At 68.8% G+C, this 24,152-nt stretch carries 16 protein-coding genes; 6 read left to right on the top strand and 10 right to left on the bottom strand.

The window, feature by feature from the left end; translation table 11 throughout:
- The first annotated feature begins 2,230 nt into the window (after positions 1–2,230).
- The 3 genes from F5X71_RS36410 (at position 2,231) to F5X71_RS36400 (ending at position 5,290) form a co-directional block, all read left to right on the top strand.
- Positions 2,231–3,178 (top strand): ParA family protein, encoded by a 948-nt coding sequence (locus F5X71_RS36410; RefSeq protein WP_238815641.1) that lies wholly within the window; start codon positions 2,231–2,233, stop codon positions 3,176–3,178.
- 70 nt (positions 3,179–3,248) lie between these two features.
- Positions 3,249–4,268 (top strand): ParB/RepB/Spo0J family partition protein, encoded by a 1,020-nt coding sequence (locus tag F5X71_RS36405; RefSeq protein ID WP_167466059.1) that lies wholly within the window; start codon positions 3,249–3,251, stop codon positions 4,266–4,268.
- A gap of 296 nt (positions 4,269–4,564) precedes the next feature.
- Positions 4,565–5,290, top strand: coding sequence for a GNAT family N-acetyltransferase (locus F5X71_RS36400; RefSeq protein ID WP_167467010.1), 726 nt, complete (start codon positions 4,565–4,567; stop codon positions 5,288–5,290).
- A 63-nt stretch (positions 5,291–5,353) separates the two neighbouring features.
- Here F5X71_RS36400 and F5X71_RS36395 read toward each other — a convergent pair whose 3' ends face one another.
- The 8 genes from F5X71_RS36395 to F5X71_RS36360 form a co-directional block, all read right to left on the bottom strand.
- On the bottom strand, positions 5,354–6,547 hold the full coding sequence (locus F5X71_RS36395) for an N-acetylmuramoyl-L-alanine amidase (RefSeq protein WP_167466058.1): 1,194 nt from the start codon (positions 6,545–6,547) through the stop codon (positions 5,354–5,356).
- A gap of 189 nt (positions 6,548–6,736) precedes the next feature.
- Positions 6,737–7,069 (bottom strand): thioredoxin, encoded by a 333-nt coding sequence (gene trxA / locus F5X71_RS36390; protein WP_167466057.1) that lies wholly within the window; start codon positions 7,067–7,069, stop codon positions 6,737–6,739.
- 79 nt (positions 7,070–7,148) lie between these two features.
- Positions 7,149–8,135, bottom strand: a complete 987-nt coding sequence (gene trxB, locus F5X71_RS36385) for a thioredoxin-disulfide reductase (protein ID WP_167466056.1) — start codon at positions 8,133–8,135, stop codon at positions 7,149–7,151.
- Between the two features lie 141 nt (positions 8,136–8,276).
- Positions 8,277–9,353, bottom strand: a complete 1,077-nt coding sequence (locus F5X71_RS36380) for a hypothetical protein (RefSeq protein WP_167466055.1) — start codon at positions 9,351–9,353, stop codon at positions 8,277–8,279.
- Between the two features lie 99 nt (positions 9,354–9,452).
- Positions 9,453–10,013, bottom strand: coding sequence for an RNA polymerase sigma factor SigM (gene sigM, locus F5X71_RS36375; protein ID WP_167466054.1), 561 nt, complete (start codon positions 10,011–10,013; stop codon positions 9,453–9,455).
- 320 nt (positions 10,014–10,333) lie between these two features.
- Positions 10,334–14,857 (bottom strand): lipid II flippase MurJ, encoded by a 4,524-nt coding sequence (locus tag F5X71_RS36370; RefSeq protein ID WP_428981430.1) that lies wholly within the window; start codon positions 14,855–14,857, stop codon positions 10,334–10,336.
- A gap of 231 nt (positions 14,858–15,088) precedes the next feature.
- Positions 15,089–17,755 carry a hypothetical protein gene (locus F5X71_RS36365; protein WP_167466053.1) on the bottom strand — a complete coding sequence of 889 codons (2,667 nt, stop codon included), beginning with the start codon at positions 17,753–17,755 and terminating at the stop codon, positions 15,089–15,091.
- Entirely contained in the window at positions 17,752–18,288 is a 537-nt protein-coding gene (locus tag F5X71_RS36360) for an NUDIX hydrolase (protein ID WP_167466052.1), read from the bottom strand. The genes F5X71_RS36365 and F5X71_RS36360 overlap by 4 nt, the downstream gene beginning before the upstream one ends.
- A 165-nt stretch (positions 18,289–18,453) precedes the next feature.
- On the opposite strand from F5X71_RS36360, the gene F5X71_RS36355 reads away from it, so the two are divergent.
- On the top strand, positions 18,454–19,914 hold the full coding sequence (locus tag F5X71_RS36355) for a CCA tRNA nucleotidyltransferase (protein ID WP_167466051.1): 1,461 nt from the start codon (positions 18,454–18,456) through the stop codon (positions 19,912–19,914).
- Here the strand turns inward: F5X71_RS36355 and F5X71_RS36350 are convergent, their stop codons facing one another.
- The gene (locus F5X71_RS36350) at positions 19,915–20,730 is read right to left on the bottom strand and encodes a hypothetical protein (RefSeq protein ID WP_167466050.1); all 816 of its coding nucleotides are present in this window, start codon (positions 20,728–20,730) and stop codon (positions 19,915–19,917) included.
- Positions 20,731–20,933: 203 nt separating this feature from the next.
- On the opposite strand from F5X71_RS36350, the gene F5X71_RS36345 reads away from it, so the two are divergent.
- Positions 20,934–21,689: a LamB/YcsF family protein gene (locus tag F5X71_RS36345; protein WP_203218399.1), complete on the top strand. Its 756-nt coding sequence runs from the start codon at positions 20,934–20,936 to the stop codon at positions 21,687–21,689.
- Positions 21,690–21,693: 4 nt separating this feature from the next.
- Entirely contained in the window at positions 21,694–22,386 is a 693-nt protein-coding gene (locus tag F5X71_RS36340; RefSeq protein ID WP_167466049.1) for a 5-oxoprolinase subunit B family protein, read from the top strand.
- 95 nt (positions 22,387–22,481) lie between these two features.
- On the opposite strand, the gene F5X71_RS36335 is transcribed toward F5X71_RS36340, so the two are convergent.
- Positions 22,482–24,020 carry a DUF4185 domain-containing protein gene (locus tag F5X71_RS36335; protein ID WP_167466048.1) on the bottom strand — a complete coding sequence of 513 codons (1,539 nt, stop codon included), beginning with the start codon at positions 24,018–24,020 and terminating at the stop codon, positions 22,482–22,484.
- Between the last annotated feature and the right edge of the window lie 132 nt (positions 24,021–24,152).

Here is a 24,152-nt window from a genome sequence, read left to right as displayed (position 1 = left end):
GTATACGGGGATCCGGACTTGACTGTGCGAACGCCCGACATCTAGGTCGCCGATCACCCCCACCCTCCCTGCCAACTAGATGCGGGGCGAAGCGCAGAGCTGTCACCCCATAACGTCTGGGTGCCCGGCGCGAGGCGCGCGGTACGCAGCACCCCGGTGGCGCGAACCCCCCGACGAGCGGGACCCTGACGCGGTGCTCGATGCCTCTCGAGTGGTGTCGGGCGAGCGGTGTTGGGCGTGTGGTGTCCGGCGGGTGAGTGGGTGTCCGGCGGGTGGGGTCCGGCGAGTGGTGTCGGGCGGGCGGGTGTCCGGCGAGTGGTGTCGGGAGAGCAGGTGTCCGACAAGTGGCGCTGCGCGTGTGATGTGTCCGGTGAGCGGGTGTCCAACAAGTGGTGCCGTGTGGGCGGTGCTGTGTGGGCGGTGCTGTGTGGGCGGTGCTGTGTGGGCGGTGCCGTGTGAGTGGTGCTGTGTGGGCGGTGCCGTGTGAGTGGTGCTGTGTGGGCGGTGCCGTGTGAGTGGTGCTGTGTGAGTGGTGCCGTGTGAGTGGTGCCGTGTGAGTGGTGCCGGGCAAGTGGTGCCGGGCGAGCAGTCTGTGATGTCAGGTGCCCGGTGCGCAGTGTGCGATGTCTGTTGTCCGGGTTGTCCGTCGAGCGGTGTCGACTGCCCGGTGCATAGGTCCCGGCATCTGGTGCCCGATCTCTGGTGCTCGTATTCCCATGGGCATTGCGAGATGGTCGATGCGCGACGGCCGGTGCGATGCGAGGGGGCGACGGATGCGGTCTCGTGGTGCCCGTGCCCGTGCCCGTGCCCGTGCCCGTGCCCGTGCCCGTGCCCGTGCTCGGTGCTCGGTGCTCGGTGCTCGATGCTCGATGCGCAGGGGCAGGGGCGAGCGGTGCGCGGTACCGATGCGGTCTCGGGTGTGCGGTGCCTAGTCCCAGTGTCTGGTGCGCCGTGCTGGCGAGCGGTGCGCGGTCTCGCGGGGAGGGACAGGTTGATTCCTCGCTTGTGCGTATGCGCTGTCCGTCCCGGATGACGCTCCGCCTCTATCGTCAGGCACCCCAGTGCGCTCGGCGCGATCATCGTCGTTGGCGCACCCGGGATCACCATCCAGACTGCGCCGGCTCTACCCCTCGTCCGCCGGGCTGCGAATCCTGGGAGGCTGAGCGCGGAGCGCCCATGCCGCTCGGTTTCACATGAAACATCGGGCGCTGGGAAAGCAGGGACGCGTACCGCTAGCCCACCCAACAGACCTGTGTGCCCCCTTGGTCTCGATAGCGGAATGCCACCCCGTTGTGCCCGCCGGCGCCTATCGCCACGAGTTCGGGACGGCGGTCCGTCCCCGACGCGGGCGAACGGATCCATCGGCCGCTACGTCTGTTTCACGTGAATCAATCCGCGACACCGCGCCCGCCTCCCTCGACCGGTATCCCGCCCCAACAACTAAGAAGGAGCGCGATCCGCAACCGAGCCATCCAGCAGGACATGACACCGCGCGACTGGGCGACCCGACTGGGCGACCCGACTGGGCGACCCGACTGGGCGACCCGACTGGGCGACCCGACTGGGCGACCCGACTGGGCGACCCGACTGGGCGACCCGACTGGGCGACCCGACTGGGCGACCCGACTGGGCGACCCGACTGGGCGACCCGACTGGGCGACCCGACTGGGCGAGTGGGGAATTCGATCTTGGGGAGGGGGCAGCTCGGTCTCGGAGGGGGCACCGGACCTCTGCCGGGGATACGTCACACTGACGTATTGCCTTTGGTGGCTCGACCCGTACTCCCCTACGCCGCCAACGGTTTCACATGAAAAACATCGGGTTCGGCACGCCCGGCGACCCGCCGGAGACCTCGTAACCCCTTTGGCGGGTGCGGGGTTTCATGTGAAACATCGGGAATCGATGGCTGAATGGGGACAGATTTGCGTGTCCTTCGTCCGTTGCCGCGATTCAGCTTTCCTATCCCGCTCGGGGCTGGCAAGCTAGTGGACGTCGGGCGTGAGCGTTGGTGCCACGGAGGATCTGGTGTTGACAGCGGCAAGGGCTCCGCTCGGTCGATCGGGCGCCGCGAACCCGGTTGGGCATCATGTTCGATCCGACGCAGCTTGTTTGATGACACGGCGCCGACGCTCCGTCGGCCGCGCGTGATCTGAGTTTCTCGGGTTAGGAGCTGTCTATGTCGAGCGGTCCGGCGAATGTTTCACGGGAAACTACGTCGCGTGTGCCGGGAATGCTGGACTCCAGCAATTTCGACGCGGAGACATTCGGAAGCACGCCGTTCGGGAACATCTCCCCCAGCGAGACCCCGATCGCGGCCGAAGCGCAACGCGCTAGCCAGATATTGCATCCAGGAAAGGTGACAGTGCCGAAACCGCACGAGCAACGCATCATCACCATCGCCAATCAGAAGGGCGGCGTCGGTAAGACGACCACCGCGGTGAATCTCGCGGCCGCTCTGGCGCACCAGGGGATGACGGTCCTCGTGATCGATCTGGACCCGCAGGGCAATGCCAGCACCGCCCTCGGCATCGAGCATCACTCGGGGGTGCCGTCCAGCTACGAACTCCTCATCGGCGAAGCGTCGGTCAAGGACGCGATCCAGCAGAGCCCGCACAACGAACGTCTGCTCTGCATCCCGGCGACCATCGATCTGGCCGGTGCCGAGATCGAGTTGGTGTCGATGGTGGCGCGGGAGGGCCGGCTCAAGGCCGCCATCCAGGAGGCCAATATCGCCGGGTACGACATCGACTACGTGATGATCGACTGCCCGCCTTCGCTCGGCCTGCTTACCGTCAACGCGATGGTCGCGGCCAAGGAGGTGCTGATCCCGATTCAGTGCGAGTACTACGCGCTGGAGGGCGTCGGTCAGCTGCTCCGCAACATCGGTCTGGTGCAGGCGCACCTGAATCCCGACTTACACGTGTCCACCGTGATTCTCACGATGTACGACGGCCGGACCAAGCTGGCCGACCAGGTCGCCGAGGAGGTCCGCGGACACTTCGGTGACGTGGTGCTGCGCTCGGTGATCCCGCGCAGCGTGAAGGTCTCCGAGGCGCCGGGCTACGGGATGACGGTGCTCGATTATGATCCAGGCTCCCGAGGCGCGATGAGCTACCTCGATGCCGGACGGGAAATGGCGGCGCGCTCGGTGGTGCGGGTCGCCGAAGGCGCGGAGTGATCTGGCGCGATACTTGCCAGGTCGATGAGACCGGGTGTGGTGGCGGAACGAGGAAGGGGTCAGTGGACCGATGAGTCAGGCGAAGAAGGGTGGGCTAGGACGCGGTCTCGCCGCGTTGATCCCGACGGGACCGGCGACTGCGCCGGGGCTCAGCAGTCAAGCGGCCAGCGTCATCGGTCTGGATCCGATCGGGCCGCAGCCCGCTTCGGCCTATCTGCATCGGGTTCCTGACCCGGAAGCGGAAGACCTCGCGTCCGGCGGCGCGGTGTACCGCGAGATTCCGCCGGAGCAGATCGAACCCAACCCGAAGCAGCCGCGCCAGGTGTTCGAGGCGGAGGCGCTGGGCGAATTGGTGCATTCGATCAAGGAATTCGGCCTGATGCAGCCGATCGTGGTGCGCCGGCTGGAGCCTGGGGTCGACAAGTTCCAGCTCGTCATGGGCGAACGCCGGTGGCGTGCTTCGCAGGAGGCGGGCCTCACCGTCATCCCCGCGATCGTCCGGGAGACCGCGGACGAGTCGATGCTGCGGGACGCGTTGCTGGAGAACATCCACCGGGTGCAGCTCAACCCGCTGGAAGAGGCGGCGGCCTATCAGCAGCTGCTGGAGGAGTTCGGCGTCACGCACGAGGCGCTGGCCGATCGGATCGGCCGGTCCCGCTCAGCGGTCACGAACATGATCCGTTTGCTGAAGCTTCCGATCTCGGTGCAGCGCCGGGTCGCGGCGGGCGTGCTGTCCGCCGGGCACGCGCGGGCGCTGCTCGGTCTGGAAGGCGGTGCGGACGCGCAGGACGAACTGGCCAAGCGCATTGTCGCCGAGGGCTTATCGGTGCGCAGCACCGAGGAGGCCGTCATCCTCGCGAACCAGGAGAAGGCGCTCGCCCCGGATCCGGAGGAGGCCCCTACCCCCCAGCGCAAGCAGATCCAGATGCCGGGTCTGCAGGATGTGGCCGATCGGTTGTCCGGCTCGTTCGACACCCGGGTGATCGTGAGCATGGGCAAACGCAAGGGCAAGATCGTCGTCGAGTTCGGTTCGGTCGACGACCTCGAGCGCATCGTTCGCCTGATGGAACAGAGCCAACGCGACTTGTGACAGAAGTGGCAAAAATAAACTTGTGAATGCGACAGGTAAGGACCCGGGACTGAAACGTCACTGTGACGACGTGTGATTCCGGGATCGAGCCCAGCACAAGTTCCTTACCAACAGCACAGCGACGTGGAATGAGGCGGGATCAGTTGATCGCTTATTCTTGCTGGCGAGTGAATAGTGATGCGGTATGAGCGAGTGCCCGACGACAGGGCCGGACCGTCTCCGCGCGCCGGAGCCGAGCGTAGGCGAGGCGGAGCATGAGCGTGGATGAATCGGAGAGCTGGAGGCTGAGCAGAGCGATGGCGACCAGCGTCACGGCCCTGACCCTCGGCGAGCTCGACAAGCTCCCCGCGCACTCCCGGCGTTGTGTGTTCTGGGAGATGGATCCCGCGGTGGCCGAGGACTCCCGGGGCTTCAGCGATCCGGTCTTCGAGAAGGAGGCCTGGCTGTCCACGGTCCTGCTGGAGTGGGGCTCGTGCGGGCAGGTGGCCAACGTCGACGGCAATGTCGCCGGGTGTGCGCTGTATTCGCCACCGAGCGCGGTGCCGCGCGCCACCCTCTTCCCCACCTCGCCGGTGAGCCCGGACGCGGTCCTGCTGACCACGCTGCGGGCCGAATTCCCGTACCAGGACGCGGAGGTTGCCCATCAGTTGATGCAGGCCGTGGTGGCCGATCTGGTGCGCCGTGGCGTGCGGGCGCTCGAGGCCTTCGGCATCCGGTCCGATCCCCCGGCGCACGCGCTGTCCGAGCGGTTCGGCTCGATGACGCTGATGGAGCGGATCATCGCGCCGATCAAGGGCGCCGCGGCGGGCCCGACGGCCGAATGCTCCCCCGAGACCTGCATGATCGAGGCCGATTTCCTGGAGGATGTCGGCTTCGAGGTGGTCGCGCCGCACCACAAGTTCCCGCGGCTGCGCCTGGAGATCAATTCCGATCACGGCTGGAAGGAAGACGTCGAGCGCGCCCTCGATCAGCTGCTCGCGGCCGCGTCGATGACTCCGCCCGCCCGGGTCGGCGTGCGCTGAACGTGTCGAAAAGGGCCCCGCACCGGTGAATCGGTGCGGGGCCCTTCTGGTTTCGGGGTGGACCTACATGCGGTCGGCGGCGGCCAGTTCTTCGGCGAGCAATTCCGCGAAGGTATAGGTGCCGGTCGGCTGGTCGTCCTGGCCGAGCAGGTAGAGCCGCTTGACCGAGATCAGGATGGCCTCCGCGATCACGTCGCGCATGCGCGGGTTGGTGAGCACGTTGGCGTCGTAATCGTTTGTCAGATAGCCGATATCGATCTGCACGGTCGGCATCTTGGTGAGGCGCAGCAGATCCCAGGTCCTGGCGTGCGTCCGGCAGTCCTGCAGCGAGGTGCGCGCGACGACCTCGCGCTGGATGAATCCGGCCAGCACCTGGCCGATCATCGACGCCGAGCCATGGGAGTTGCCGAAGTAGAAGCCGGCGACACCGTTGGCCAGCGGGCTCGGGTTGGTCGCGCAGCGCAGCGAGATCATCAGATCGGCGTCGAAGGCGTTGGACGTGTCGGCCCGCTCGGCATCGGTGGGGTTGGCGCCCCACGGGCGGGACAGGAACGTCTCCATGCCCGTCGCGGCCATCCGGCCCTCGAGCCGACTTGCCAAGTCCCACAGGATCTCCGACTCGTACACGTCGCCGTATTCGGAGGGCACCGGATGTCCCTTGTCCGGTCCGCCCAGACCGGGATCGATCACGATGCGCTTGCCGGTGAGCTGCGGCCCCGCCCGGTGCACCACCTCTTCCTCGGCGATCCGGTGCGGATTGCCGCCGGTGACGCGGGCGCCGAGCAGGTCGAGCGAACGCAGCGTGTCCGGCCCGCAGATGCCGTCGGCGGCCAGGCCGATCTCGCGCTGAAATGAGGTGAGCCCCTCGTGCGTGTGCGGCCCGAAGTAGCCGTCGACCCGGTGCACGTAGAAGCCGAGATCCTGCAGCTTGCGCTGCAGGGTCGCGACGTCGTCGCCGTACAGCGGCGCGGAGAGCTGATAGATCAGTGTGCGGGCACCCAGCCGGTAGGACGCCTCTTTCAAGGCGCGATAGGTGGCCGGGCCGACGACACCATCGACGAGCAGTCCGCGGTGCTGTTGGAACGCGCGGACCGCCGAGTCGAGTCGATGGTCGAAGGTCGCCTCGGTGTCCTTCCAGTACTCGCGTGCGTCGGCGCCGTCGGCATCGACGTGTGCGTGCAAGAACCCGAGACTTGCCAGGGTGCTCCGAACCTCTGCTACGGCTGGACCGCTATCGCCGTGACGAAGTCGGTGCATGCGTGAGAGCCCTTTCCTTCCGCGTCAATCCGGGTACCCACTCATGCGATGGGATACACCTTCGCACGACCGGCATCGGTCGATTGTCTCAGACCCGGACGGGAATTCGGCATTCCCGGGTCCAGGCATCCTACGGCGCGTCGGTCGATCCCGACGACCTTTGGTGCCTATGGCAGTCGAATGCCAGGATCAGATGACGTCGTCGAGTTCGCGCAGCAGGGCGGCTTTGCCCTTCGCTCCGACGATCTGCTTCACCGGCTTACCGCCGCGGAACAGCATCATAGTGGGGAGCGAGAGGATCTTGTAATCGCGGGCCGTCTCGGGGTTGGCGTCGACATCGATCTTCGCGACGGTGAGCTTGTCCGCGTGGGTGCCCGCGATCTCCTCCAGCACCGGGGCGACCATCTTGCACGGACCGCACCAGGACGCCCAGAAATCGACGAGCACCGGCTTCTCGCTGAGCAGCACGTCGTCGGCGAAGGATGCGTCGGTGACCGCGACGGTCTTGGCACTATCGGACATGGGTCTTCTCCTTGCTGAATTGCGGTGCCCCCGTGGCCTTTTCGGCCACGCGGGCGAACCACTCCCTGGGGGCGAGAGGTCAGTTGGCAGGCACGGCCGCCGTGTTGCTCGCGTGCTCGAGGGTGTTCGAAGTGATGTCACCCTGCTCGGCGAGCCAGCGCTCGGCGTCGATGGCCGCGCGGCAGCCGGTGCCCGCGGCGGTGATCGCCTGGCGATAGGTGTGGTCGACCAGGTCGCCGGCGGCGAACACGCCGGGCACCTTGGTGGCCGTCGACGGGTGCACAACCTGCACGTAACCTTCGTCGTCGAGCTCCACCTGGCCGCGGACCAACTCGCTGCGCGGATCGTGGCCGATCGCGACGAAAAGACCGGTCGCGGCCAGCTCCGAGGTCTCCCCCGTGCGGGTGTCGCGCAGGGTCAGGCTCGTCACGCTGGTATCGCCGTTGACCTCGGCGATCTCGGTATTGAGCACGAACTTGATCTTCTCGTTGGCCTTGGCGCGCTCGAGCATGATGCGCGAGGCACGGAACTCCTCGCGGCGGTGCACGATGGTGACACTGGCGGCGAACTTGGTCAGGAAGGTGGCCTCCTCCATGGCGGAGTCGCCGCCGCCGACCACGACGATGTCCTGCCCCTTGAAGAAGAAGCCGTCGCAGGTCGCGCAGGCGCTGACGCCGCGGCCGAGCAGCTTCTGCTCGCCCGGGATGTTCAGGTAGCGGGCCGCCGAGCCCATCGCCAGGATCACCGCGTACGCCTGATAGGTCTCGTCGCCGACGGTCACCGTCTTGATCGGGCCGCTGAGGTCGATGGCGTCGACGTCTTCGGTGCGGATCTCGGCGCCGAAGCGTTTGGCCTGCTCACGCATCTGCTCCATCAGGTCCGGGCCCATGATGCCCTCGCGGAAGCCCGGGTAGTTCTCGACCTCGGTGGTGGTCATCAGCGCGCCACCGAACTGGGTGCCCTCGAACAACAACGGCTGCAGCTCGGCACGACCCGCGTACACCGCTGCGGTGTAGCCGGCGGGACCGGAGCCGACGATGATCAGGTCACGTACTGGCGCACTCATGAGGCCCTTCCCAGGCAGATATCGACGGACGTCTCGGTCAACAACAGCGTAATGGCTATTGTTCCTGCGCTGGTGGAGTGTGCGGTGAGCTTCGGCTCAGTGGCCTGGCACACTTCGGCGCCGCCGGGTGGGCCTGCTCACTCAGCCGATGTCCTGCACGGTCAGTCGTTGCGGATCGTCTGTGCTGCAACCGGTTCCGACGATGAGCGCGGTGATCTTGGGCGTGCGCGGGCCGGTGAGCAGCAGCAGGACCGCGTCTTTGCCGTGATAGCTGATGTTCATCGAGCCGAGCACAGTGCGCTCCAGGTCGTTGGCGCGCACGCAGCGTTCTCGCGCGGCCGGGTTGCTGAGCAGGCCGGAGGCGTCGTTGCGGCCGAGGGCGGTGAGCATGGCGGCCGCGGTGGGCTCGTCGAGCTCGGCGCCCTCCGAGGTGGGCTGGGCGACCGGCGGGGTGTCGTTCCCCCGGACGACGGTCAGCGCGATCGAGGCGCACGCGACGACCGCCACCGCGGCGGCCGCGGCGGTGAGCCAGCGCAGCCTGCTCCGGCGCCGCTCGTCCAGCGAGACGGGCGTTGCAGCGGGTACCGCGGGCTCCGGCACGGCACCTGCGGCGACCGCCACGTCCCCGGGACGCACAGCGTCGTAGAACCCGGCGGGACCATTGGGCCGAGCAGGTCCGTCGAGCTGGTCACCGCCGTCGGACCGAGCGGCATCGTCGAACCGAGCGGCATCGTCGAACCGAGCGGCATCGTCGAACCGAGCGGCATCGTCGAACCGAGTAGTGCCCTCGAGCCGAGTGGAGTCGTTGGACCCAGCGGCATCATCGAGCCGAGCAGCGCCGCTGAATCGAACAGCGCCGTCGGACCGTGCGGCATCGTCGGGAACCGTTGCACCATCGTGGTTTTCACCGGCGACCGGCAGGTGGTAGATCGTCTCGCCCGCGTCCTCTGGCGCGCCGTCCGCGTCCAGTCCGTCGACGAACGCGGTGAGCCGGGCCGTGACGTCCTCGGGCATGCGGTGGATGACGCGGTCGGAACGGCCGAGCGCGCGCAATTCGGAGCTGACCTCGTCCAGGGCGTGCACGAAACGCAGTGCCTCCCCGTCGCGCCGGACCGCGGGCCACAACTGTTCGTGCAGTTCGGGCGCGAGATTGCCGGCGTGAAGGTCGGCGAGCAGCTCCGGTGAGAACGGAGGCTGCGGCACGGACCTGGTTGCCATCGCACCTCCGGTGTTCTCGTCTGCCATCGCTGATCCCTCGGGCCGGGGACTTACTGGGACATCGTCAACGGGTTCGTCACTATTAATGACGCATCTCGACTACTTCCGGTTCCCCGGATCGCGCAGAAATTCCAGCCGTTCCTGTAGGCGTTGCCTGCCGCGAGCGCAGCGGCTCTTGATGGTCCCCTCCGGAACGCCGAGCATCGCGGCGGCCTCCGCCACGCTATACCCTTCCAGATCCACCGCGACCAGGGCGGTGCGCTGATCGGCGGGCAGCGAGAACAGCGCGCGGTCGACCACCAGCGACATCTCCAGCTCGGCGACGGCGTCGCGTTCGTCCCGCGGCTCCGGCATGGTCTCCGGCGTCAGCGAGACGGCCTTGCGGATCTTGTTGCGCCGGATCCGGTCCAGGCAGGCGTTCACCACGATCGCGTGCAGCCAGCTGCGCACCTCGGCCTCGGCCCGGAACTTGGCGGCGGTGCGATGGGCCGAGAGCAGCGCGTCCTGGAGCGAATCGGCCGCGTCCTCGCGGGTATAGGAGGTGCGCAGGGCGGTCTGCCAGAGATGATCGTTGTGTCTGCGTAGTAGCTCCGCGAAGGCATGTCGCTGGCCGCGCACGTGCGCCCGCAGCAACTCGACGTCGCTGCAGTCGGCGGCCACGAACGAGCGTTCGCGGTACGCGACTGGGCGCGACGTCCCCCCGCGGAAATCCTCGTTCGATTCGGACGACAATGCCAACCCCTTGACCAGCGCTCACGGTGGCAACGGACACCAAAGACCATTACCGAAATTTCGCAGCATCCAGGATCGAGGCACCAGAACCCGGGAAGCTCCCCTGCTGAGAGCGCGAAGAGATCATATCGTCAGTCGCGATCCGGCAGCAACAAACTGAACGGGATTCAGGGATGAGCCGCGCGGCGGAAGAGGTGCGCGCGGGCCGGCACGGTCACTTCACGTGCGGCGGAAGACGATCAGCGGTGCTACGGGGTGGCATCCAAACGAATATCGGCGATGGAACTCTGGAACTGCCCACCGGAATTGCCGAGTCCGGTGATCCAGATGAGGACGTAGCGGGCCGCCTGGTCGGTGCGGACCGGGATATCGGTGAGCCCTTCGACGAGCTTGCCCGAGCCGATCAGCTGGGTCTGATCCAGCGTCGGCGAGTCGGTGGGCGAGGTACGGATCTCGACCGACGTGCCTGGGCTCGGCGAGTTGATCGTGACGTTGGTCAGCTTGGCCGCGCTCGGCAGCGTCGCCAGCAGCCCCACGCCCTTCTTGAGGGCGGGGAACTGCTGGAAGTACTGGTCCGTGCGCCACATGGTGGCCGGGTTCTGGTCCAGCACCGCGTTGACGTTGCCGACACCGTCCGGGGTGCCCTCGGGGGAGAACACGCTGACCGCGGTCACCGGCACCTGGACACCCCCGGTGCCGACCGAGGGCCCCACCGCGGCCGGGGTCGGCGCGGGGGCACTGTTGGTGGTGAGGCCGATATTGCGCTGCTCGTTCAGCGGGGCGTCGGAGGCGCCTGGCGCGAACACGCTGACCATCCACCAGATCACGATGCCGACCACCAGCGCGGCCAGGATGCCGAGGCCGACCATGATCCACATCATCCGCTGCGAGCGTTCCCGTTCGGCGGCAAGCAGTTCCGGGTCGGCCAGCGACTCGTCGGGTGCGGGCGGGGTGGCCCGCTGGCCGAGCCGCAGCACCGGGATGAAGTCGGTCTTCTGATCGACCACCGAGGCCTGTTCGAGCACGTGCTGCACGGTCGCCGCGGTGCGCACGCCCTTGTTGGATTCCAGCGACCGCACCGCGACCGCCGAGATCTCGAACGGCACCTCGGGTCTTATCTGGCGCGGTTCCACCGGCGTGCCGTCCGGGCCGAAGTCGGCGAGCCGCAATCCGCCGACCGTCGCCGCCGTGCCGGTGACGCCACCGGAGCGGATCGGCCAGCGGGCGGTGATCAGGGCGTAGAGCATGGCGCCGAGGCCACGCACGTCCGACTGCGCGTCGGAATCGGACAGGGTGCCGGGGAAGGCGAGCACCGCGTCGCCGGACGCGCTGATCCGCACCCGGTCGGGGTGATCGATGGACAGCGAGCCACCGCCGCGGTGTGCCAGTTCGGCGGCCGAGGCGAGGGCGCGGATGGCCCGTGCGGCGCCGATCGGCGACGGCACGGTCTCGGCCATCTCGCGCAGCGAGCGACCCGGGGTCCATTCGGCCACCACGATGCCGCCCGAGCTGCCGCGCACCACATCGAGCACGCGGGCCAGACCGGGCGAGTTGATCCGGCCGAGGCGCAGGGTGCGCGAGAGGATGGCCTGCGGGCCGTCGTGACCGGAGTTGTCCGCGGCCTTCTGGTCGGCGTCGACGAAGGTCAGCGCGACCTCACGGTCGAGCTTGATGTCGAGTGCCTGCCAGAACTTGAGGCCGCGGGCACCGCCGTGCCCGGCGAGCAGCCGGTAGCGACCGCCTGCCACCGAGGCGCCCGGAATCAGCTTGGGGCCGCGCGGGGTCCGTCGTCCGCCCGGGGTGTCGCCACCGAGCGGCGGCATCTCCGGCGCGCCGATCGGGATCATCCCGGTGTCGTACATCGGGTCGCGCGGGGGCAGCTGGTTCTGGGATTCGTGCTGTTCCGGTGGACCCGCCTCGTGCTCCCGCGGGTCCGCCTCCGCTACCGGTGGACCGGCACCGAGCTCGCGGTTCGCGTACGCGGGATCCGACGGCTCGCCACCGGGTGGCGGAGCGTCGGTCGAAAGCCCGCCTGCCGTGGTCGCAGAAGAATCAGCGGCTGGGACGCCGCCCACCGCGTCGTCGCTCACCCTCGGTCCTCCTTCGCCCTGGTATGTCGAGGTTTCGGCGATTTCGCCACTTGTGCTTCTCTGCCGAACAGGGTACGGGAACTCGCCCATGCCGGTGATGTCAACGGCATCGGCTCGGATCACCGGTAGAACCATGGTTTGCGCGTCCATGTACGGATCGAAGGCAGGGTAGGCCGGATAGGGATCGGGCCTGCGCAGAATCTGGGTCGGGTACGGGTCGTCGACCGGACCGTCGAGATCGAGATCCGGTGCGGGCGGCGTCCAGCCGAGGCGGCGCGAGATGGCGACCGTGATGCCGACGACCTCGGGCACGCCCGCGAGCCGCATCAGCCCGAAGGCCACCGCGAACATCACGACGGCGGTGATCGCCACCCGGATCAGCGAGCCGGGCCCGCCGAACGAATCGCTCAGCCGCTCCAGCCCGAGCACCCGATCCACGATCCACATGACCGCGCCGCCGGCCAGCGACGAGAGCACCACCCTGGTGACGGTGCGCCCGACGTTGGCCATCCGGAGATCGCCGAGGCTGCGGTGCAGCAGATAGCCACCGATCATGGCGCCCGCGGTGAAGCCGAGTCCGTTCGCGACACCGAGCACGATCACGACCGAGTCGCTGTCGTCGGCGATCACCGGGGCCAGCGCCGAGAGGATGGTCTTGACCGTGGTGATGCCGAGGATGATCCAGGTCGGGGTCCATGCCTGTTCCCTGGCGTAGAACACCCGCAGATGGATCAGCACCAGTGCGTACGGGATCAGCGCGAAGGCCGACCAGCTGACCGCGTGGCCGAGTCGCTGCGCGTCGCCGGAGAATCGGGCGTAGCCGAACAGCGCCTGGCCGAGTTCCGGCCCGGCGATCGTCATGAAGGTGACCACCGGGAACAGCGCGATCATCGTCAGCCGGGTCGCGACGGAAAGGTCGTCGACCACCGCGGGGGTGTCGCCGTCGGCCGCGTTGCGGCTCAGGCGCGGCATGATCGCGGTGAGCACGGTGACGCCGAGCACGCCATAGGGCAGCTGGAGCAGCAGCCAGGCGTAGGAGTAGATGGCCGGGCCCGCCTCGTCCGCGCCCGAGGCCACATGGTTGGCGAAGATCAGGCCCAACTGGCTGATCAGCACGTACAGGATGATGGCAAGGCCCATCATGCCGAACTGCTTGAGCCGGGTATCGACACCCCACAGCGGGCGCAGGTCGATGCCCTCCCGGCGGATCGCCGGGACCAAGGTCAGCGCCTGGGTGACCACACCGAGCGTGATACCGATGCCGAGCACGAGCAGTTTCGGGTCGCTCATCCGCACCGGATCGAGGGTGATCTCCCCCGGTGTCAGCGCGTAGAGCCCGAGCACGAGCAGCACGACGATGTTGTTCAGCACCGGAGCCCATGCGCCGGGCCGGAACACCTGCCTGGTGTTCAGGATCGCGGTGAACAGCGCGGACATGCCGTAGAACAGGATCGCGGGCAGCAGCAGGAAGGTCAGCGCGGTGGTCAGCGCGGTGTTGACCTTGCCGTCGGCGGCGACGAAGACATGGGTTGCCAAGATGGGCGCGGTCGCGGTGGCCAGCAGCGTGGCGAAGGCGAGCACCACGAACGCCGCGGTGACGAGCCTGCGTACGAAGGCGGCGCCGCCGTCGGCGTCCTCCTTTTCCGCGCGGACCAGCGTCGGCACCACCATCGCGGTGAGCACGGCACCGAGCACCAGCTCGGTGATCATGTTCGGGATCAGGTTGGCCGAGGTGAACGCGCTTGCGATGGCGGGGCCGAGCACGGTCGCGAGCAGCAGCTGCTTACCGAAACCGGTGAGCCTGCTGATCAGCGTGGCGATCGCGATAGAACCGGAGTCCTTGAGCAACCGCGAATTCGCGCTCTGCTCGGGTTCTTTGGTCGCGGTCGCGGCGGGCCACTCCTGGGTACGCGGCCGCTTCGCCACGTCGACCGGTGGCGCGTCGTTGGCGACGGGCTGGCTGCGGCGCGGCGGCGGATATGGCTCGGGCCGTGCTTGCGGCGGGGCGTACCGCGGCGGCGGTACCCGACCGGACTGCGGCGCACCGGCCGGGGTCGGCTCGGGCCGCGCGGGACCGGGCCGGGGCGCGGGCGGCGGGCCGGGAACCGGTCGAGCCGGGGCGGCGGGCATCGGCCCGGACCGCGGCGCGCTGGCGGGGATCGCGCCGGACTGGCCGGGGCGTGGCGCGGCGGGCATGGCACCGGACTGGGCAGGGCGTGGCGCGGCGGGCATGGCACCGGACTGGCCGGGCGCGGGCCGGGGTGCGGCCGGCATCCCGCCGGACTGCCCTGGCGGCGGGCCGGGACGTTGGACCGGCGCCGGGCGTGGTTGTTGCGGCGGCGCGGACGGTGGTTGCTGCGCCTGCGGTGGTTGCTGCGCCGGATACTGCCGCTGACCGGGATGCGGTGCGGGAGCGGGCCGTTGCGGCGGCCCCGGTGGACGTTGCGCGGGCCCCGAAGGCAGGCGCTGTCCCGGCGGTATCCGCTGCGGCGGCGTCGAAGGACGACTGACCTGCGGCACCCGCGGTGCGGGCGCGTCATAGGGGCCGGGATTCATATCCGGCTCCGGCTCCTGCGCCTGTGGCGGGTGCCGTTCCCACGGTGCGACCGGCGCCCGACGGACCGGTGGCCCGTCGCGCCGCTCGGATCGAGGCCGATGCGCCGATGGATCATCGTCGCTCATCATGCCTCCTGTTTTCCGCGGGACAGCCGCACCCGGTCGGCGCTGATGAGCAGTGCTGCGGGATTGTTACGCGCGGTGTCGGTGCCCATCACTCGCACCACCCCTGCGCTGCTGCGAGCCTCCCGCGATTGTCCTCCACTCTGCCACCGCGGTTCGCCGGACGTCCAAATCCGGTAGCCGCGGCTGGTGCCTGCGCACAGGAAACGACGGAGGACGCTAGATGACCGTCCTTCACTGTGCCTCCTGATGCTCCTGCTGCAGCGCCCGCTGCTTGGCGCGCCCGTAGCGGATGACCCGCCGGCGCAGCGGCGGGTCGAGGCCCTCGTCGGCAACGTCGGGCTGCCCGCGGAAGCGCCGCCACAAGCGGCGCATGATCAACAGGAACAGCAGCGATGCGGCGCATGCCGTAATTATTGCCAGGGCCTGACCATAGGCGTTCGAACGCACCGAGACTTGTGTGGCATTGCCCAGCGGGATTCCGTCGGGTGTGGTAAGGGAGATCGGAATCACCAGGTTACGGCTGTCGCTCACCTCGGTCGGGATTTGGAACGAGCGTGTCCCGCGCGGGGGCAGCTGTTGCTCGCCGAGGTCGGTGATCTTCGTCTCGCGCGGGGCCTCGATGCGGAACTTGATCCGGATCGAGACCGGCAGATCGTTGCGCGCGACCAGCAGCAACGGGCTCTGCTCGGAGGCGAGGGTGTACACCCCGCCTGGCGGCAGGACGGTTACCGAGCGATAGAGGTTGTCCATGGTGCGGACGGTCTGGTCCACCCGGCGCTGGGCGAAGGTGTCGGCCTGGGTGGCGTCGCCGGTGCGCCGATCCGACGAGCTCAGCACCCGGATCAGGTCGTCGCGCAACGGCGTGAGGAACTGCGCGGGGGTCGGTTTGAGCTCGGGCACCTCGACCATCGCCCGCATCAGCTCGCTGATCCGCCTGCCCTGATCACGCACCGGATCGATGAACCGTCCCGGCACCGCGTCCTGCTCGGCCTGCGCGAGGTAGTCCAGTTCATAGGGTTTCGGGTCGGTCGGCTGTGCGATCAGGTCCTGGAACGGGCGCGGGGTCGCCAGGTCGGCGCGCATCAGCAGTTCGACCTGACGCAGCAGCGCCTTACCCTCCTCGCGGTTCGCTCCCCACTGTTGCGGCGGCACGAGCAGCAGCGAGCGTGGTTTGTCCGCTTGCGGATTCAGCGCCGACCAGGAGATCGCGCCGAGCGCGTCCTGCAGCCGGGCGGCGCGCGAATCGTTGCTGACCTCATAGCGCACCGAGGCGGGCGTGAACGACGGGGTCGGCGGGTTGGACGAGCCGACCGCGGCCAGCGCGGTCGCCGACCAGATGTCGAAGGTCGCGGCGTGCAGCGCCGCATCGCCTGCGGGCGGGGCGGTGTGCGCATTGCTCGGCGCGGGTCCGCTGTCCGTCGCGGTGGTACTGCTCGGTGTGGCCGACGCGGTGCCACTGGTCGCGGAGGACGCGGTGCCGCTCGTCAGATGCCCGCCCGGCGCGGCGGGCTCGGGCGCCGACGGCACCGGTGCCGTGATCGCGGGCAGGCGAACCAGTTCCGGCGCTCCCGTGTCCGGCACCTGGGGCGTCGCCGTCGGGGTCTTGGTGTCGCCACGGGTCGCCGTCTGCTGCGACACCTCCGAGGTACCGGCCGTGCCTTCCGGTGCGACCGCGGTGTCGGCGAGCACGGCGGTGCCGAAGCCGTGGCTGCGCAAGAGCGTGCCCGCGCCGGCATCGATGCTGCCCGAATCCGGCAGGCTCACCCCGCGGACCGATTTCACGCCCAGGATGGAGTCGACGATCTCGGCGGGTGCGTTCACCGCTCGCGCCGAGAGGTCCGGGTCGTTGACCGCCGCCAGCGCGGACAGGTCGACCTGAGCGAACGGCAACGCCACCGTGCACATCGATCCGGCGAGCTTGCGCAACCGCTCCAGCCACGTCTGCGCGTGCGTGGCGCCCGCACCCGCCCTGGTCGCGCCGTCCGGGTCGGACGGACTGGCCAGCACCCGATAGCCCCTGGTCATCGCGTCGACGGTGAGCAGGAGGTCGGGATCGACCGCGAGGCAGATCGAGGAGAGCAGCGTGCGATCGCGGCCCGGCGTCAGATCGAACACGCTCTCCAGCGCGCCGAGCAACTGGTCGAGCCTGCCGTCCTTGCCGAGCGAGGCGGCCAATTCGTCGTCGGTGAGCTCGACCTTGCCGTCCACCGAACCGGGAATGCCCGCGACCATGCGCGGCCGGTCGGCAAGCGGCCACAGCAGCGTCGTCGCCACCGGCGCGTTCGTCGGCGCGGTCACCGCCTCCGCCGGGTCGGCGTCCTTGGACCCGGGCGGCAGGCCGAGGACCGGCAGCAGGAAGCGGGCATCGTCGAGCCGGGCCGGCTTGCCGAACGCCGGTTCGCCGTTGACGTTCAGCAGCATCGGATAGACGCCGGGGTCGGTGATATCCAGTGACCCGCTCGTGCCGCCGCCCGGCCGCAGGGCGATGCTCACCGAGAACTGCTTGTACTGGCCGGGAGCCAGTTGCGGGGCGACGTCCTCGAACGGGCCGTTCACCTCGTAGTTGACCTGGTCGAGGCGCAGCGCCGCGCGCAGGTTGCCCGGATCGGTGACCACTGCGGCGCGTTGGATGCGCACGCTGATGTCCTTCACCGCGCGATCGCCGATGTTGGTGACCCGGCCCGAGACCGTCACCACCGGATCGCTCGTGCTGGTGACGGCGGTGGGGCTCACCGAATCCACCGACAGCTTCAGGAATTTCGGGCCCGATACGGTCCCGGAGCCGGTGGGTTGCGCCTGCGCGAGCAGCGGCAACGTCGTCATCGACCCCAGGATGGTCAGGAGCGCGACGAAGATCCCCACCGGAATCGCTGCGCGACGCCGAAAAGTATGGGTCATCGCTTGCCGGTCTCCATCCGGTCGATCAGCTTGTTCGCCACCTCGGCAAGACGTCTCTCGTCCGCGTAGGCCAGTCGGGAATTCAACTCGCTCAACGGAACCCACGCCACCTGAGTGACCTCCACGTCGGCGTCGGACAGTTCGCCCCCGATGGAGCGCAAGAGATAATGATGCACCGTTTTGTGTACCCGGCGACCCTCGGTGACGAACCAGTAGTCGATGCTGCCGAGTTCGGCCACCACCACACCGTTGATGCCGGTCTCCTCGGCCACCTCACGGATCGCGGTTTGCTCGGAGGTCTCTCCCTCCTCGATATGGCCCTTCGGCAGCGACCACAGCAACCGCCCGCGCCGGTCCGTGCGGCCGATCAGGGCCGCGCTGCGCTGCTCGCGTGGACCGTCCAAACCGTCGACGACCAGCCCGCCCGCGGACGTTTCCCGCACCGTGCGCATGCGTGGTTTCGCCGCGTTGGCGGCCGAACCGCGGCGCCGAGGCTGGCGGCGTCGACTGTTCGCGCGATCGGCCGGAGACACCAAGCAATCCTACTGTGTTGCGTTTGCGGCGTTGTCGGCCGCAGCACCGCGGGGCGCCCACCACACCCGGGCGCCAGTTTCGGGCACTCGGCCGCCAGGCCGCTCGGGGCGCGAACACGCAGCGCCGCCCGGCGCCGCAAAGGCAACCCAGTAAGCTGCTGATTCGTGGTTTCGCCCAAGTCCGAGGACGCAGAGCTGGATAGACGTACCCGATTGCTGGCTGCCGCGGCGGTGACGTTGGGCGGGTTGTCCGACGTGCTGACTCCGCTCGGTGCGATGTTCGCGGCGCGCGGGTTCGAGCTGTATCTGGTGGGCGGCAGCGTGCGGGACGCGGTGCTCGGCCGGTTGGGCACCGACCTGGACTTCACCACCGACGCGCGTCCTGAGCAGGTGCAGGAGATGTTGCGCGGGTGGGCCGATCATCTGTGGGATACCGGTGGTCTGGCGTTCGGGACGGTCAGCGGGTCGAAGTCCGGTCAGCAGCTGGAGATCACGACGTTCCGTTCCGACAACTACGACCGGGTGTCACGCAATCCCGAGGTGACCTTCGGTGATTCGCTCGACGACGACCTGGTGCGCCGGGATTTCACGGTGAACGCGATGGCGGTGCGGATCGGCGCCGACGGGGCACTCGACTTCGTCGACCCGTTGAACGGGATGGACGCGCTGCTCGCGGGCCTGCTGGATACTCCTGCGGCGCCGCAGGATTCGTTCAACGACGATCCGCTGCGGATGTTGCGGGCGGCCCGGTTCGTCTCGCAGCTCGGTTTCGAGTTGCATCCGCGGGTGCGGGCGGCGATCAGCGAGATGGCCGAGCAGATCGATCGGATCACCGCCGAGCGGGTGCGGGTGGAGTTGGACAAGTTGATCGGCGGCGCGCATCCGATCGACGGCATCAACATCATGTGCGAGACGGGGTTGGCGCAGCGGGTGTTGCCCGAGGTGCCCGCGATGAAGCTGGAGATCGACGAGCATCACCAGCACAAGGACGTCTACTGGCATTCGCTCACCGTGCTGCAGCAGGCGATCGACCTGGAGGACGGCGATCCGGATCTGGTGCTGCGCTGGGCCGCGCTGCTGCACGACATCGGCAAGCCGGACACCAAACGCAACGAGCCCGGCGGCGGTGTCAGCTTCCACCATCACGAGGTGGTCGGCGCGAAGATGGTGCGCAAGCGGATGCGGGCGTTGAAGTATCCGAAGCAGTTCACCGAGGACGTGGCCCGGCTGGTCTTCCTGCACTTGCGGTTTCATGGTTACGGCAAGGGCCAGTGGACCGATTCGGCGGTGCGCCGCTACGTCACCGATGCCGACGACCTGCTGCCTCGCCTGCACAAGCTGGTCCGGGCCGATTGCACGACGAGGAACAAGCGCAGGGCAGCGGCCTTGCGCGCCACCTACGACGAGCTAGAGGCGCGGATCGCCCGGTTGCAGGAGCAGGAGGACCTGGCCAAGGTCCGGCCCGACCTGGACGGCAACGCGATCATGGAGTTGCTCAGTCTGCCGCCGGGGCCCGAGGTCGGTAAGGCGTGGCGGTTCCTCAAGGAGCTCCGGCTCGATCGCGGCCCGATGACCAGGGACGAGGCCGAGACGGCGTTGCGGGAGTGGTGGAAGGCGCAGGCCTGATCAGAAGACGATCAGGGTGGTTCCGGCGACGATCGCGGCGCGCATCTGCGCGAGGTCGAACGAGCCGGTGATTTCCGGCAGTTCCACCCGGAACCGGACGAGGTCGCCCTCGCGGGTGGCGTGCGCGATGCGCGCCTGTTTCGGCAGGTCTTCGAGCCGCACCGTGGGGGTGCCGACCAGTCGGCGCGGCAGCCGGACGCCGAACCAGTTGACCCGTTGCGGTTGCACGCGCACCTCGTTGTCGGTCACCGCGGCCTCGACCACGGCGCTGAGCCTGCGGCGGCGGTGCCTGGCTCGGATCGAGCCGTTGTCGTCGAGCCGCAACGTCCAGTCCAGCGGCTGGGCGTTGAGCCAGCCGATCAGCGCCGCGGTGGTGAGGGTGCCCTCGAGGTCCATCCGCCCGGCCCGCACCTTGGTCGGTACGCCGGGGATCAGCCGCACCTCGTGCGCGATCACGGTGACCGCCTCGATCGGGTGATCGTCCCAGCGCAGCCGGGACAGCACCGTCTTGGTCTGGAAGTGCGCGCCGCGACGGCGGACCTTCAGCACCTGGAGCGTGGCGTGCAGGTCGTGACCGAGCAGGGTGGCGTTCACCTCTTGACCGCCGAACCGGCTGAGGATGCCCTCGCTGAGCATGGTCATCAGGACATCGGGCAGCAGCGCCGTGACGGTGCCCGCCCCGAGGTCGACGACCGGATCGACCCAGGCGGTGGTGACCGAGACCCACTGCTCCAGCCAGGATTGATCGAACAGGCGCTTGCCGAGATCGACGGCTCGCATCGGCGACCAGGACTTCGGATCGAAATACATGGCCATGATTGCTCCGAGCGTACTTGCCCGCACCGACGGCGACCATCGCGTTGTGACCCAACTCGCCTCGCTCCGCCGCGGCAATTCACCCTGCGTACCGCCTGCGACCAGCGACTTTCCGTGATGCCGGGCCGCCGATCCCGCGGCGACGCGCGGGCGAGGACAATGAGGGCAGGTAATGACAGCAGTGGAGAAAGGCAGGCGTGACGGTGCCGCTGGATCTGAACAGTGATCTCGGCGAGGGTTTCGGCCCGTGGCCGATGGGTGACGACGCGGCGGTGCTCGACATCGTCACCAGCGCCAACATCGCCTGCGGTTTCCACGCCGGCGACCCCTCGATCATGCGGCGCGTCTGTGGGTTGGCCGTCGAGAAGGGGGTCAGGATCGGCGCCCACGTCGGCTATCGCGATCTGGCCGGTTTCGGCCGCAGGGAGATCGTGATGGACCCGGCCGAGCTGCGTGACGAGGTGCTGTATCAGATCGGCAGTCTCGACGCGTTCGCCAAGGCCGCCGGTGACCGGGTGCGCTACGTGAAACCCCATGGCGCGCTCTACCATTCGGCCGGACGCGATCAGGCGCTCGCGGACGCGGTGCTGGCCGCGCTCGCCGAATACGACGGGGAGCTGGCGTTGCTCGGCCCGGCCGGCTCGCAGCTGGAGAAGGCCGCGGTCGCCGCCGGGGTGCGTTTCGTCGGTGAGGGTTTCGCCGATCGCGCGTACACACCGACGGGCACGCTGGCGCCGCGTGGCCTGCCCGGCGCGGTGCTCGACGCGGATGCTGCGGTGGCTCAGGCGATGTCGATCGCGGTGTCGGGTGCCGCGCACCTCGTCGACGGTGCGGGCACGGTGCCGGTGCGCGCGGCGAGCCTCTGCGTGCACGGCGACACCCCGGCCGCGGTAGAGATGGCCCGGCGGATCCGGACCGCCTTCAGCGAGGCCGGTGTGCCGGTCGAGCCGTTCTGCTGAGCGGATGAGCGGCACGCCGACAAGCAGCCGGCGGTTGATCCGCGCGGCGGGCGATCGGGCGCTGCTGGTGCTGGTGCCGCCGCCGATCGAGGTGGTGGAACTCGCCCAGGTGCTGCGCAGCGACCCACCGGTCGGCGTCGAGGATGTGCTGCCCGCCGCGGAAACCGTTCTGGTGACGCTGTTTTCACCCGAGCACGCGGAATCAGTACGCCGCTCGCTCGATGAGCTATTACGCACGCTGCGACAGTCTGCGCCGGAACGGGATTCGGCCGATGTTTCCCGTGGAACACTGGCGCACAACGATTCTCCCGCCGAACCGCTGCTCGTTCCGGTGCGCTACGATGGCGCCGACCTCGCCGAGGTCGCTCGCCTGTCGCGCATGACCGAGGCGGAGGTTGTCGCCGCGCACACCGGAACGATCTGGCAGTGCGCGTTCATCGGATTCGCCCCTGGCTTCGGCTATTTGGTGGCCGAGGACGCGCGGCTGTCCGTCCCGCGCCGGCCGCAGGCCCGCACCACCATCCCGGCGGGTGCGGTCGCGCTGGCCGGTGGCTACTCGGCGGTGTATCCGCGCAGCACACCCGGCGGCTGGCACCTGATCGGCAGCACCGAGCTGCGGATGTGGGATCTGGAGCGCGAGCCGCCCGCGCTGATCGGCGTGGGCGATCGCGTCCGGTTCGTCGACGTCGACGGCTGAACAGTCGACGGCTGGCGGTGGACGGCTGGCGGTGGACGGCCGGGCGGTGGACAGTTGCGTGGTGCACGGCCGGCGGTGGATGACTGCGCGCCGCGTCAGCGCGGTGAATCCAACTGCGCGTGCATCAGATACACGTTGTAGGTCTGCCAGGTCGAGAGGGTGAAGTACAGGTCGCGCCCGGTCGACCACGGGTGCAGGAAACCCCCGTAGGAGCTCGGGTAGTCGGCGGTGTCGAGCAGTGGCACCGCCTCGGTCCACTCCCCTTGCGGCTGCGCGGCATTGCGCAGCACGATCGCCCCGCGCGTCGGGTCGAGATACACCATCTGCCACTGCTCGGTGTCCTCGTCGAAGCGCACCGACACCTCACCGGCGAGTCCGGCCACCAGTGGCGTGGCCTGGTTTTCGGCCGCGGGCACCCAGTTCCCGTTCACCCAGTACTGATAGGCGGAGGTGTTGAGCACGTCTTCCTTCGACACCCTGGCCAGCCCGATCACCCCGAGCCGCCCGTTGGGGGTGCCGAACATGTAGACGTGCTCGCCGTGCGGGACCATCGCGACGACCTGGAACCGCCCGACGCCGAAGACGTTGTCCCACTTCGCATGCTGATCCTTGGTCCAGGTGCGCCCGTTGTCGTCGGAGTAGGCGAGGCCGCCGTAGTTGTTGCGCCACAGGCCAGGAATCCGGCTCCACCGGTTCACCGACATGTAGCTCAGATACTGCCGCTCGCCCAGCGCGAAGCCCGAGGTCGGGATGGTGGTGATCTCCCAGTTCTTGATCTTGCGGCTGCTCAGGATCTCGGCGGCGTGGCACCTGCTGTCCTGCACCATGCGATCCAGCGAGAGTCCGTCGGACAGGTCGCGATCGGTGCTGTAGCCGAGCACATTGCTGCGCCAATCCTGGTCCTGTCCGCCGGCGCCGCCGGTGGCCCAGCCCTTGCCGAAGGTGTCGCCGAAGGCCACCGCGACCTCGCCGGGCTTGGTTTCCCACAGCACGCCGAGGTCGGTGCCGTCCACCTGCCAGCGCACGTCGGTGCGATTCGGCGAGCCGTGCCCGGTGACCTGTCCGGCCAGCTCGACCGTGCCGACGCGCGGTTCGGCCACCGGCGGCGCGAGCGGACCCGGTGCCACCGGAGGGGTGACCCGCGGCGGCGCCGGAGTCGGTTCCGGTGCCGGGCCGTCGGGCACGGGGACCGGGATCGGCTCGATCTCCGGTGTGATCCCGATGCGCGGCACCGTGATCGGCGCGCCGGGCGGCGGTTGCTCCGGTGGTTCGGACCGCTCGGGTTCGCGCGCGATGTCGCGCACCTCGGGGCACGGCGTGTGGCACGGATCCGGGCCGAGCGGCGGTGCGTCGATGCGGACGTCCTGCTGCGGCGGGCCCGGTACCGGCACCGGGACGAGCTGCGGCACCGGGATCGGAATATCGATCCGCTCGGGCAGTGCCAGGGGCGGTGGCACGGGCTGTGCCGGATCGGGTTCGCGCAGGCGCGGATCGAAACCGACCTCGCCGCAACTGTTCACCGGGGCAGGTGCCCACGGCAGTGGACCCGCCTGGGCGGGCGTCGTCAGCACGCCGCTGAGCAGCACACCGAACACTGCCGGTACACAGGCGGGGTGGCGGCCGGGTCGGCGCATTACCTCAGGGGGGAGTTATTCGGCGAGCTCGGTGAGCGGCAGCAGCATGGTGCCCCACCCACCGAGTAGTAGGTGGTGCACCGCAGCGAAGATCATCGCCGGAAAACCCATGTCGCGTTGACTCCCTCTCGA

Source organism: Nocardia brasiliensis (assembly GCF_011801125.1).
In the GTDB taxonomy this organism is placed as follows: Bacteria; Actinomycetota; Actinomycetes; order Mycobacteriales; family Mycobacteriaceae; genus Nocardia; species Nocardia brasiliensis_C.
This window is presented reverse-complemented; position numbering and strand designations above follow the sequence as displayed.